This is a genomic window from Teretinema zuelzerae, from assembly GCF_021021555.1.
GTDB lineage: Bacteria > Spirochaetota > Spirochaetia > Treponematales > Treponemataceae > Teretinema > Teretinema zuelzerae.
This window is the reverse complement of sequence record NZ_JAINWA010000003.1, coordinates 1,469,034-1,481,254: the sequence shown is the minus strand read 5'-3', so window position 1 is coordinate 1,481,254 and position 12,221 is coordinate 1,469,034. Positions and strand designations below refer to the sequence as shown.

Here is a 12,221-nt window from a genome sequence, read left to right as displayed (position 1 = left end):
AGGTATAGTGAAAGACGGATGCAGACAGGGCGGGCACGCGGGCTTTTCGACCGCTCTGTAGAGCGGCCCGTTCGTTTTACGGAAGCCGCATCGAATTCTTCTTGCCCCCCTCCTCCTTTTTGCGGTATTATTCGGGATTATGGAATTTACCCAGGAACAGATTGACGCCCTCGTCGTGAACGAGGTTGCCCTTTTGAAGCGGATCGCCGAAGAGCTGAAGATTCAGCCCGCGCAGGTTTCCGCAGTCGTTTCGCTCGTCGCCGAAGGATGCACAATCCCCTTTATTTCCCGCTACCGCAAGGAGCGGCACGGTTCGCTGGACGAGGTCCAGGTTCGGGATTGCGATCACCTGTTCAAGAGCTATCAGAATCTTGAAACCCGGCGCATCGAGATCGTGAAAGGCATTTTCGGCCAGGGAAAGCTGTCCGACCTGTTGTACAACAACGTGATGAAGGCTTCCACCCTCACGGAGCTTGAAGACCTCTGGGCCCCCTTCAAAAAGAAGAAGAAAACCCGCGGAATGCTCGCGATCGAGCGAGGCTTGGAGCCGCTGGCCGACCTTATGGAAAAAGAGGACGCGGCAGCTGTGGAAGCCGCCGCCAAGTCGTATGTGAAGACCGACGAAGAGAACGCCGAATTGTCCGTAGGTTCCGCGGAAGAGGCGATCCACGGGGCGATGGACATCATCGCCGAACGCGTGGCGCAGGACCCGGAAAACCGCGCCGACGTGCGCTCCTGGCACATGAAGAGCGGCCAGTTCGTGGTAACCGGCGTGGGCGACGAAAATGCCCAGAAGACCAGCGTCTATCAGATGTATTGGGATTATAAGGAGCCGCTCAACCAGATCAAGCCGCACCGAGTGCTCGCGATCAACCGCGGAGAGCGAGACAAGGCGCTCGACGTGAAGATCGACGTGGACGTGGATTCGGCTATCGAGATTGTCGAAGAAAAATACGCGATCAACAACCGGTATCATAAGGAAGCGGTCGCCGACGGACTCGTCCGCATCCTGTCTCCCGCCGTCGTGCGCGAAATTCGCTCTGATCTTTCGGAGCAGGCGGACGATCACGGAATCAGCGTGTTCAGCGAGAACCTGAAGAACCTGCTCATGCAGCAGCCGATCAAGGGAACCCGTATTCTCGGCGTGGACCCGGGAATCAGGACCGGCACCAAGTGCGCCGCCCTCGATTCCACCGGCAAGTATCTGGGCTATTTCATGATTTACCAGCATAAGCCCGCCGAGGCCGAGGCGGCGATTCTCCGCGCGATCAAGGAGTTCGATGTCCAGCTGGTCGCGATCGGAAACGGCACCGGAACCAGGGAGGTGCAGGAGATCGTGTCCAAGGTGATCAACGAGCACTGCCCCTCCGTTTTGTATACTGTCGTGGACGAGGACGGAGCTTCGGTGTATTCGGCGAGCGACATCGCGCGCGAGGAATTCCCGGAACTCGATTTGACCATCCGCGGAGCCATTTCCATCGGCCGCCGCCTCCAGGATCCCCTGGCGGAGCTCGTTAAAATCGATCCGAAGTCGATCGGAGTAGGCCTCTATCAGCACGACGTGAACCAGAAAAAACTGTCTGAAACGCTCGACGAGGTCGTCGGCTCGGTCGTCAACAACGTCGGCGTGAACCTGAACACCGCAAGCTTCTCGCTGCTCAAGTACGTGTCGGGAATCAACGGGTCGCTCGCTAAAAAGATCGTGGCCTACCGCGAGTCCACCGGCAAGATCACGAGCCGCCAGGATTTGATGAAGGTGCCGGGAATGGGACCGAAGAGCTTCGAGCAGTGCGCCGGCTTCCTCAAGATTCCGGAGAGCGCCGATCCCCTGGACAATAGCTGGGTGCATCCCGAGAACTACGACGCCGCCCGCGTGGTGTACGAGATCGTACAGCGAAAGGACGAGGTCGCCCGCGAGATTCGTTCAGAGCTCAAGGAAAAATTCAAGCTCGGCGACCAGACAGTCGCGGATATCATAGACGAGCTGAAAAAACCGAACCGCGATCCCCGCGACGGCTATCCGAAGCCGATCATGCAGAAGGGAGTGCTTTCTTTCGAGGACTTGAAAGAGGGCATGACGGTCACCGGCAAGATCAAGAACGTCGTCGATTTCGGCGCATTCGTGGATATCGGCCTCAAGGAAACCGCGCTTCTCCATCTTTCGGAGATGAGCGATCATTTCGTCAAGGATCCGATGGAAGTGGTGAAGGTCGGCGATGTGAAGGAATGCCGTATCATCGGGCTCGATCTGGACCGCAGGCGCATCAGCCTGAGCTGCAAGACCGCGGGCGCCGGCAAAAACGGTTCCGCTTCGCCTTCCCGCGAGGGCGGCAGGGACGCGTCCGCTCCCCGCCCGGCAGGCGCAGACGGCGCCCGCCGCGTCCTGGTAGCGAAAAAGGCCGACGGCGGCGCGCAGGGCTCTCCCGCAGGCGGATACTCGGGCCGCGGAGCTTCTTCCCGCGACGACCGCCCGGCTCAGGGCTACCGCGGCGGTCGCCCCGACAAGGGCGCGCCTGCCGCGCAGAACGACGACGGCATGACGTACAATCCCTTCGCCGCCTTATTGAAGGACCGCAAGAAATAATGGTTAAAAAGCCTGCCGCGCGGAAAGACCGGCCTTTGCCGGTTTTTCCGCATCCGTCCGCCGAGCTGCTGTCGCGGGGCCTTTCCATGCTGGGAATCGCGGAAGATGATTCTTCCGATCCACGGCTAGGGACTATCCGCGGGAGCAATACGCTTATTCCGCTCATACAGTCGTACATCAGGGAGCTTGAACTTTTCAATTCCGTGTTCGATCTGGTCGGAGCGGCGCCGGGAACGGAGGAGGGCAGGTGCGACCTTGTCGTGCGCCATATTCTCGATAGCCTTGCGCCGTGGAAGTATATAGCCGATCTGCTGCGGAGACCGCTCGAAGCGGCCGATGCATCGGCGCCGCCGAACCTCGCCGATGTGGGTTCCGGGGCCGGTTTCCCGGGCATTCCGCTCGCCATGCTTTTCCCTGATGTACGGGTGTCTCTGGTCGAGCGGATGAGCAAGAGATGCGCCTTTCTTGAAAACTGCCGCGCGGTGCTCGGCCTCAAGAATGTCGAAGTACTGAACGCCGAGGTGGAGAACGCTCCGGCGGCGGCGTATCAGGTGGTCGCGTTCCGGGCTTTCCGCCCGCTCGAGCGGCCGATGCTTCGTTCCTTGCTTGCCCTTGTGCGCGCGGGAGGCTGCCTTGCCGCGTGGAAGGCTCGAAAGGAAAAAATACGCGAAGAAATGTCTCAAATAGAAAAAGACGCCGAAGGATGGTCTGTCCATCCTGTTGCGGCGCCTTTCCTGGAGCATGAAGAGCGGAATCTGGTCGTTATACCTTCAAGGCCATCCCTGAATCCACTGAATTAAGAATTTTGTTCAATCTGTCCTTGTCGTAGAGGTCCACGGGCCTCCCTTCGGTAAATCGCCGCGATTCCTCGGTGAACACCCCGGCTGAAAGGCAGATGCCCTTTCCTGCCTTGAGGTCCTTGATGCGGCCGTGGAAGTCGCGGAGCAGGAGTTCTCCCACCGCTCCCTGAGACCTGAAAAAGCGGAAAATTACCACATCAGACCATTTCGGCGTATCGATTTCGGCGACTATGTCGGCATAGTCCGCGAACATCGAAATGTCGGTGATTTTCACCTTCGCTCCCGGGAAGAACTGGACGACTATCTTTCTGCACAGGGCGATGAATTCGCTTTGCACGGCCAACAGGAACACCTGGAGGTTCTTGTTCTGGTTCAGCTCCTGATAGCGCACGATGAGGGCCGGCACGTCCTTGTATCCCGGAGTCGTCTTCTGGATGTCTTTGAGAACTCCGAGCGCCTTTCCGATATCCTGCAGCTTGATGCAGGTAACCGCGAGCTTGTAGCGGAGGTCGTTCTGGATGTCTTGCGGGATGTTCTCGTGCTTGAGGCCGATTTCAAAGTCGGTGACGGCTTTTTCTGCCTGGTTCGTCTGGGCGTGAATAATGCCCGAATAGAGAGCGGACTGCGGGCCGAGCACCGGATCGGGCCTGAGGTGGCTGAATATCTTCAGCGCGCGGTCCAGGGCTCCCGATTCGAACAAGCATTCGGCCATCGCGAAGAGGGCGTCCTTGTCGTCCGGCTGGAGATCGAGCGCTTTTTTAAGATACGCGAGGGCGTCCCGGTATCGGTGGCTTTTATGCAGGGCGAAACCCATGTAGCGCTGGGCCAGAATGTTTTCGGTATCGGCGAGAAGAGACTGCTTCAGAAAAGGCACGGCCTTTTCGTAATCCTTCTGCATGTAGCAGATGTAGCCGAGGTTGTAATTTACTTCGAAATGATTCGGCTTGAGCTTTCTTGCGAGGAGGAATCCCTTGGTGGCTTCCTGCAGGCGGTTGGTTTTAATCGCGGAAACGCCGAACCTGAGCGCGCACTCGAACTCGTCCAGCTTCGGATGCCCGGAAGAGAGGTCCACGAGTATTTCGTAGGCGGCGTAGGCTTTTTCCCAATTCTGATCCTGGTAGTGAATCGATCCCATCGCTGAAAGACCCTCAGGATCTCTGGGATTCTGGCTCAGACGTCGCGTAGCGTCGCGGATAATCGTCGAGCGATCCTTTTGCCTGGGTTTTTTCGGGCCCTTGGCGTCTTTTTTCCTGGTTAACAGCGAAAGAAGAAGAACGGACAGGGCGAGAACGATTATTATCGTCAGAATTGTGATGCCTTGATTCATATATAGTACATTATGATTGGCATCCAAAGGGCTGTCAACAATCTGCGTTGACAAGAGCCTTGCCGGCATACTACAGTAAATAGTAAGAGATTGATAAAAAGAGGTACGGCCATGGCAGCTGCGTCTATTGGTATTAAACTGGCGGACAGCAAGTTCTTCCCTGTTCTTGAAGAAGGAATCCCTGCCCGGAAAGCGCTTGATCTGACCACTGTGCGCGACGATCAGACGAGCGTTCAAATCAATCTGTTCCGTTCATCCTCGGAGGATATCTCCGAAGCCGAATATGTTGGCACTCTGATGATCGAAGATATCGCTCAGAAGCCTTCCGGCGAGCCCACCATCGAACTGACTCTCGCACTCGACGAGGACAACGAGCTTTCCGCCGAAGCCGTGGATCTCGATTCGAACACCCGGCAGGTTCTCACTGTTTCCCTTGAAACTCTCGATAAGGATTCGCTCTACAATTTGCCCGATTTTGACTTGACCCCGATAAATTCCGACCTCCCGCTCGGCGAGGATCCGGATCATCGGTATGTAGTGACAGAAGGCGCGGTTCCCGGAACCGCTCCGGAGGGATTATACGAAATGACACAAGAAGAAGAAAAACGAAACGGCATCTTCATGCCCGCATGGCTGTGCGTCCTCATCCTCGCGATCGGCGTACTCGCTCTGGTTCTCGCGCTTTTCGTCTCAGCGCGCGTGATGCTCTTGAATAGAACCCTTCAGGAATCGGCGCGTTCGGCGCCGGTAACCGTCGAGGCTCCCGTGGTTCCGGTCGTGGAAACGCCCGTCGAACCGGAACCTCTTCCAGAGGTTCAGACGCCTCCTCCCGTAGAGGTTGCCCAGGAAGAGCCTGTCGCCGTCGTATCGGAAGAGCCGGTAGTCGTTCCCGTTCAGCCTGAACCCGCTCCCGAGGCCAAGGAAATCCGCTACAAGATCAAGTGGGGCGATACCCTGTGGGATCTCGCGGAGACCTATTACCGAAATCCCTGGTTGTACAAGAAAATTTCAACGTACAATAAGATCAAGAATCCGAACCTGATTATTTCTGGAACCTATCTTACCATTCCGCCGAAGTAACGGACCGCAGGGACGCTGGATGTTCATTTCAGCGTTCCTGTCGCTCCTGATTTCCTGCTCTCCCGCCTCCGTTCCGGAGGGCGCGTGGGGAAAATCCTTTGATTCAATCGCAGACTCGCTCTCGAAGGGAGATTTCTCCTGGTTTGACGAAATTCCTCCCGCGCGGTATTCCCGTATCTTGAAGTCGTCTCCGGGCGCCGCCTGGTTGTTCGCCTCCCATCTCCAAAAAGCGGGAAGGGTAGACGAGGCGCGCGCCTTCTTCCGGCTTGCCGCGCAAAAATCGCCTGAACCCTGGAGGAGCCTGGCTCTGTCCTCGATTCTCGCTTCCGGCGCGATCGAGGATCGGCTGGAGATAGCGGAAAGCGCGTTGCGCTCCCCCTCGACCGACGGCTCGTTTCCCGAATTGCAGGCTGCTTCTCTCGCCGCCGAGCGCGAAAGGCTCTTGTTCGTCTCGGGAAGATATTCCGATGTGCCGGAAGGCGTACTCTGGGTGCTTTCGCGGCCGCTGGATCGGGATCTGCTCTCCGCGGCCCGCACTGCGCTTGAAAAGCCGGGTATAGAGGGATCCTGGACAGAGCTGCTTCGCTTGCGGATCGCCATGGCAGAGCGCGACTACGGGCCTGCCTGGACGATTGCCCGCCCGGTGTTGGAAAACCTTCCCGCCGGCGTCGACGCCGCCCTGCCCCGCGCCGTTCTTTCCGATCTGGGAAACGCGGCCTTCAGGGGAGCTCCGGACGCCGCTCTTGCCCGCGATCTCCTTCTTTCCGCAGCCGGCCGCTGCGCCGCGCTCGCCCAAAGCGACTTCCGGGAAGCCTCCCATGTGTTGTATTTTTACGCCGCGAGGCTCGAAGAAAAAACCGGCGGGGCGCGCTCGCGGGAATTCATGGACAAGGCCCATGCCTATGCGGACAGCGCAGCCGACAGGGACAGCGCCCTCTGGTATCGGCTCGATTTCGGCCGCACTCAATCCCGCGCCGAACGGCTCTCGGATTTCGTCCTTGCCGCTCCCCTGTGGACCGATTCTCCGGCCTTCTCGAATCTTCTCGCTTCCTTTACCGCTGAACTCGTACGTGCCGGCGACTGGAAATCCCTCCGCGAATTGGCCGAAAAAACAGGCCCGTATGCCGACGGAGACACGCAGGTTCGCTTCGATTATCTTCTTGCACGCTCAGGCGTTTTGCCTCCGGAGGAAGAAGAGCGGCTTCTGCGCGCGGTATGGGAGCGGGATCATACAACACTCTATTACCGGCTTCTTGCGGCCGACGCCCTGGGAATTCCCCTGGAGAACCCCGAAGGGGCGGTCGTCCGGAAAAAAACCTCTTTTTCCGGCGATCTTGCGGAGCGGCAGGAGGAGTGGATGGCCGTCTTCCGTTCGCTCATCGAATGGAAGCTACCCGAGCTGGTTCTGCCCATGGCGCACAAACGCTTTCCATCCCTCTCTCCGGAATACGCGCGCGAGCTTGCGGAAGGCCTTTCGGAGGCGGGCCGCTACGACGACGCGGCTCTGCTGGTTCTCGAATCCGTCCGTCCTGCCGATCGCGAAATCACCCGGGAGGATCTCTCGTTTATTTATCCCCGGCCCTGGCTCGACCTGGTGGAGGCCGCCCGGACCGAGAAAGTCGATTCCGCTCTCCTGTACGGCCTTATCCGCACGGAAAGCTTCTTCCGGCCCGCGGTTTCATCCGGCGCCGGAGCTCAGGGCTTAACGCAACTGATGGCCGGAACCGCCGGGGACGTCGCGCGCAAGCTGAAAGTCGCCGACTACGACCTTTCCGATCCCGCGACGAACATCAGATTCGGCGCCTTTTATCTGGACGAACTGATCGGCCGCCTCGACGGAAACATCATGCACGCCCTTTTCGCGTACAACGCGGGAATTTCCCGCCTGCGCTCATGGGTTCGCATTTCGGGAACCCTTCCGCCCGATCTCTTTCTTGAAAGCCTCCCCTTTGCCGAAACGCGCGATTACGGCCGGAAGGTGCTTGCGGCCTCGGCTGTTTACGGGTATCTTTACAATCAAAAAAACGCCGGACAGGCTGTCCGCGACATATTCTGAACCACCGGAGAATCCTTCCATGACTATTTTACAGGCTGTTTTTCTGGGCGCCCTGCAGGGCATTGCCGAGTTTTTGCCCGTCTCAAGCTCCGGCCATCTCGCCCTGGCCGCCCATTTCATGAACCTTTCGGAGGTTCCTCTCCTTTTCGACGTCTGCCTCCATCTGGCGACTCTCTTCGCGGTCCTGGTCGTGTTCCGCCGGAGAATCGCCGAACTCCTGCTGACCGTCTGGCGCTACGCCGCGCGGAAGCCGCTCGAATCAGACAAGGCGGAAGGCCGGCTGATCCTTGCCCTTATTACGGCGACCCTTGTAACCGCGGTTATCGGCTTTTCGATCAAGGATGTGGTGGAAACGCTTCCGCCCTTCTGGATTTCCTGCGCCCTCGTCTGCACCGGCCTTGTATTGTTTTTTTCCGGCCGGTATCAGTCTAAAAAGGCTCCCGCCGAGCCCGGCATCCTTCAGGGCCTCATAATCGGCGCGGCGCAGGGAATCGGCGTGATTCCCGGCATTTCCCGCTCCGGCAGCACGATATCCGCCGCCCTCCTGTGCGGAATCGACCGGAAAAAGGCGGGGGAATTTTCTTTCCTTTTAGCGATCCCGGCGATACTCGCGGCATTTATCCTCGAGGTAAAAGATGCCGATACTCTCATGGGAACGGTTTCCGCCGTTTCACTGGCGGCGGGGATGCTGTCTTCCTTTGTGGTAGGCCTGGCATCCCTGAAATTCCTTTTAGCCCTGATAAATCGGGGCAGGCTGGGCTGGTTCGCCTTCTACCTGGTGCCCATGGGAATTTCGCTGGCCGTTTATTTTACGCTTGTCTAACGGTTCGCCTCGTTTCTCCGTGCGTTCCGATTTGATCGAGTGAGACACCTTGCGGGAGTATAGCGATGCAAAATGATGAAACAAACGACGGCAGACGGATCGTCCTGGTTGCGCTCGGAACAGTCTTTATAGCCGCGGCGGCTCTGTTGTGCGCCTCCCTTCTGTTCGTTCTTTTTCCTCTGGACGGTTCGGCCGGCTGGCTGCTTTTGCCGGGAGAAATTCTCCTTGCGGGCTACGGCTATTCGTCCTTCCTCGTTCCCGCCTTTCTTCTCGGAGCCGCCATTGCGCTGTTCGTGCCGGGGTGGTCGCTCCGCGCCGGCGTGCTCTTCGCCTCGTTTCCCGTTCCATTTTTCACTGTCGCCCTGGCTGAAGCCCTCTACGGAAAAGCGTCCGTTCTCCTCGCCGGCTCGATCCTTCTGTCCGGGGCCCACATAGGGATCGTCCTTACCGCGCTTTTCGCGGTATTCGGCGAAATCCTCGCGTCCATCCATATCGCCGATCTACTTTTGTCCAAAAACGGCGCTGGTTCGAAATCGAATCATGCCGGCGAAACACCGCAGGACAGCGGCCGGAGCACGGAAGAACCGGATTATGCGCGACCGCGCGCTTCCACGCTCTCCGATCCGCTCGCCTCGCCGGTTCCTGCAACAGCGGATGGAGAAGACGTTCTCGCCTCGCCGGAAGCTTTGTACGGGATAGAAGTGGTTTCGGAAGAGAACGAAACCGAAAATTCCATGGCTTCCCTGGACGACGATTTCAGCTTCCCCGACGTGAACGCAGGAAAGCCCTCGTTTGAAGACCCCCTCATGAAAACCATCGCGGAGGCGGAGGAAGAAGCCGGCATCGCCCCTGAAGTAGAATCGATCCCGCCTCAGGCGGAATCCTCTCCTGAATCGCGAATGCCTTCAGGGCCCGCATCCGAAACTGTCTCGCGGGCAACCCAGCCTGCCCCTTCCGTCCCTGCTTCCTCCGAAGCGCCGACCTCCGAATCACTGACCGCCGAAGCGCCGACCGCCGCGGTCGTAAAAAAGGAAATCGAATCGCCGGTCTATGTGGACTTCAGCAGGCACGCGGTCACGAGCACAATCGAAGATCTTGACGTCCTCTCTGACGATATCCTGCCCGACGAAGAGCTGGCCGACGAGTTCGTCTCCGAACCGGTTCACGAAGAATTTTCCGCCGGGGAAAATGAAGCGCCCCTGCAGGGCGACCCGATTCCCGGCGAAAATTTCGACGAAACCGATCAGCCCGACGACGAACCCGAATTCGCCGCGGACAACGAAGCCGATCTGCCCGATCCGTATCTTGCCGACGAAGAAATAAGCGACGACGACATGGCAGACGAGGATCTGGTCGATGAGGACCTGGTTGATGAGGATCTCGTCGACGAAGACCTTGTCGACGATTTCATCGACGACGTTTTGTTCGAAGAAGCGGCCGAATCTCCGGCTATCTCCCTTCCCGAGGAATTCTCTTCTCCTCCCGCGCATAAAGCCGGAGCTTCCTATCGGGTTCCGGTAGAGATTCTCACCTCCTACCCCGACGGGGAGTACTGGATCATCGACGACGCGACCCGCCGGGCGGCAGCCGCCCTGAAAGATACGCTGAACGAGTTCAGGATACAGGCAGACGTCACCGGAATCAGGAAGGGGCCGGTCATCACGATGTTCGAGATTTTACCGGCTCCCGGCGTGAAACTCTCACGCATCGTCGGCCTTCAGGACAATATCGCGCTCAGGCTCGCGGCTTCGAGCGTCCGCATCGTCGCACCCATCCCGGGCAAGCACGCGGTCGGGATCGAGGTTCCGAACGTAAAGCGCGCCATCGTCAGCTTCCGCGAGTTGATCGAAACGGATACGCCTTCCGCGAAGAAGATGGAAATTCCGGTGGTTCTGGGCAAGGATATTTCCGGCGAGGCCCAGCTTTTGGATCTTGCTTCCACTCCGCACCTCTTGATCGCGGGATCCACCGGTTCGGGAAAGTCCGTCTGCGTAAACTCGATCATTCTGTCCATTTTGTACAAACGCTCTCCGGAGGAAGTAAAGCTGCTGCTCATCGATCCGAAGATCGTCGAACTCAAGCTCTACAACGACATCGGCCATATTCTTTCGCCGGTCATCACCGAGCCGAAAAAGGCCTTCCAGGCCCTGCAATACTGCCTGTGCGAAATGGAGCGCCGCTACGCCATGCTCGACGGCATGGGGGTGCGCGACATTAAAAGCTATAACCGCAGAATCCGCGAGCGCAACATCGCGACCGAGCGGCTGCCCTACATCGTGGTCATCATCGACGAATTCGCTGACCTCATGGCGACCACCGGCAAGGAGCTTGAATCCACGGTGGCCCGCCTGTGCGCCATGAGCCGCGCCGTCGGCATCCACCTGGTTCTCGCGACCCAGCGCCCCTCTATCGACGTCATCACCGGACTGATCAAGGCGAATATTCCCACCCGCATCGCCTTCATGGTCGCGTCCAAGATGGACAGCCGCATCATCATCGATCAGGTCGGAGCGGAAAAGCTGCTGGGGCGGGGAGACATGCTCTACGCGAGCGCGACCGATCCCTTCCCTGTCCGCATTCAGGGAGCCTTCGTCTCCGAGGAAGAAGTCGAGCATGTGGTCGAATTCGTGAAAACGCTCGGGGAACCCGATTATATAGACGAAGAAATCTTCGTCGAGGACGACGAAGAAGGCGATATCGACGCGAGCCTCTTTTCCGAAGGGGACGATCCCCTCTACGACAAGGCGCTGGAAATCGTTGTGTTGGCGGGGAAGGCGAGCGCGTCCTACATTCAGCGAAAGCTGAAAATCGGATACAACCGCGCCGCGCGCCTGGTGGAGGAGATGGAGGAGCGCGGGATCGTCGGTCCTGCAAACGGTTCAAAGCCCCGCGAGGTAATCCATATTCCCGGAAAATAGCGGGGTCAGTTGAAGAGGATGACCGAGCTGTCGTCCTTTTCCGCGTCCCGGTGTTTGATTTCTTTTTCCCACAGGCTGTGTTCGTCTTTTTCGATCTCGATGGAAGCGCTTTTCTGGATGAACCTTCGGTACACCTTGAAGGTGTCAGTTCTGAACGCGATAACCCTGCCGTCAGTCCCTCCCAGATCTTCCGCGTCTATCGGAATCTTTTCCGTTTCCAGGAATTCTTTCACAAAACGGCTGTTAACCTCTCCAACGCAGTTGAAGTTGTCGTTCGCGAACGCCTTGATGACGTTGCCGCCTCCGAATGCCTTCGCCCTGAGCCTGCTTCGCTTCGCGCCCTTTTGAATCATGCTGTTGATGAGCACTTCCATCGCGTGAATTCCGTACCGGCCTGCTTCCGTTACGCTGGCGGGCATGTTGCGGGCATACCGCTGGTTCGCGAGAAGAAAGTGGTTCATGCCGGAAATTCCCGCTTCCTTGTCCTGGAGGCATACGGATACGCAGGAGCCCAGCAGGGTGGTGATGAGCTCAGTCTTCGCTGTGACGTAGAACATTCCGGGGTTCAGCGTGACTCGGGGAATGTCGGGAGCATCGGTAAATTCGAGTTTGGGGCGGGTCATGCATTAAGGA

8 protein-coding genes are annotated in these 12,221 nt (G+C 58.2%); 6 read left to right on the top strand and 2 right to left on the bottom strand.

Annotation, left to right across the window (positions count from 1 at the left end; translation table 11 throughout):
- The first annotated feature begins 139 nt into the window (after positions 1 to 139).
- Together K7J14_RS13735 and rsmG are read left to right on the top strand one after the other, a co-directional pair.
- Positions 140 to 2,584 (top strand): helix-hairpin-helix domain-containing protein, encoded by a 2,445-nt coding sequence (locus K7J14_RS13735; RefSeq protein WP_230757532.1) that lies wholly within the window; start codon positions 140 to 142, stop codon positions 2,582 to 2,584.
- Positions 2,584 to 3,384: a 16S rRNA (guanine(527)-N(7))-methyltransferase RsmG gene (rsmG, locus tag K7J14_RS13730; RefSeq protein ID WP_230757527.1), complete on the top strand. Its 801-nt coding sequence runs from the start codon at positions 2,584 to 2,586 to the stop codon at positions 3,382 to 3,384. The genes K7J14_RS13735 and rsmG overlap by 1 nt, the downstream gene beginning before the upstream one ends.
- Here the strand turns inward: rsmG and K7J14_RS13725 are convergent.
- Positions 3,347 to 4,711 carry a tetratricopeptide repeat protein gene (locus K7J14_RS13725; RefSeq protein ID WP_230757517.1) on the bottom strand — a complete coding sequence of 455 codons (1,365 nt, stop codon included), beginning with the start codon at positions 4,709 to 4,711 and terminating at the stop codon, positions 3,347 to 3,349. The two genes, rsmG and K7J14_RS13725, sit on opposite strands and share 38 nt — an antisense overlap.
- Before the next feature lie 111 nt (positions 4,712 to 4,822).
- Here K7J14_RS13725 and K7J14_RS13720 point away from each other — a divergent pair, with 111 nt between their 5' ends.
- From K7J14_RS13720 to K7J14_RS13705, 4 genes are all read left to right on the top strand, one after another.
- Positions 4,823 to 5,791, top strand: a complete 969-nt coding sequence (locus tag K7J14_RS13720; protein ID WP_230757514.1) for an Hsp70 family protein — start codon at positions 4,823 to 4,825, stop codon at positions 5,789 to 5,791.
- 19 nt (positions 5,792 to 5,810) lie between these two features.
- Positions 5,811 to 7,847 carry a flagellar assembly lytic transglycosylase gene (locus K7J14_RS13715; RefSeq protein WP_230757511.1) on the top strand — a complete coding sequence of 679 codons (2,037 nt, stop codon included), beginning with the start codon at positions 5,811 to 5,813 and terminating at the stop codon, positions 7,845 to 7,847.
- A 19-nt stretch (positions 7,848 to 7,866) separates the two neighbouring features.
- Positions 7,867 to 8,670: an undecaprenyl-diphosphate phosphatase gene (locus K7J14_RS13710; protein WP_230757507.1), complete on the top strand. Its 804-nt coding sequence runs from the start codon at positions 7,867 to 7,869 to the stop codon at positions 8,668 to 8,670.
- A 65-nt stretch (positions 8,671 to 8,735) separates the two neighbouring features.
- Entirely contained in the window at positions 8,736 to 11,588 is a 2,853-nt protein-coding gene (locus K7J14_RS13705; protein WP_230757505.1) for a DNA translocase FtsK, read from the top strand.
- Positions 11,589 to 11,593: 5 nt separating this feature from the next.
- Here K7J14_RS13705 and K7J14_RS13700 read toward each other — a convergent pair whose 3' ends face one another.
- Entirely contained in the window at positions 11,594 to 12,211 is a 618-nt protein-coding gene (locus tag K7J14_RS13700) for a chemotaxis protein CheD (RefSeq protein ID WP_230757498.1), read from the bottom strand.
- Positions 12,212 to 12,221: the final 10 nt, after the last annotated feature.

Coding starts and splice junctions, on each gene's coding strand:
- K7J14_RS13735 (WP_230757532.1), top strand. CDS start 140: ATGGAATTTACCCAGGAACAGATTGACGCCCTCGTCGTGAACGAGGTT.
- rsmG (WP_230757527.1), top strand. CDS start 2,584: ATGGTTAAAAAGCCTGCCGCGCGGAAAGACCGGCCTTTGCCGGTTTTT.
- K7J14_RS13725 (WP_230757517.1), bottom strand. CDS start 4,711: ATGAATCAAGGCATCACAATTCTGACGATAATAATCGTTCTCGCCCTG.
- K7J14_RS13720 (WP_230757514.1), top strand. CDS start 4,823: ATGGCAGCTGCGTCTATTGGTATTAAACTGGCGGACAGCAAGTTCTTC.
- K7J14_RS13715 (WP_230757511.1), top strand. CDS start 5,811: ATGTTCATTTCAGCGTTCCTGTCGCTCCTGATTTCCTGCTCTCCCGCC.
- K7J14_RS13710 (WP_230757507.1), top strand. CDS start 7,867: ATGACTATTTTACAGGCTGTTTTTCTGGGCGCCCTGCAGGGCATTGCC.
- K7J14_RS13705 (WP_230757505.1), top strand. CDS start 8,736: ATGCAAAATGATGAAACAAACGACGGCAGACGGATCGTCCTGGTTGCG.
- K7J14_RS13700 (WP_230757498.1), bottom strand. CDS start 12,211: ATGACCCGCCCCAAACTCGAATTTACCGATGCTCCCGACATTCCCCGA.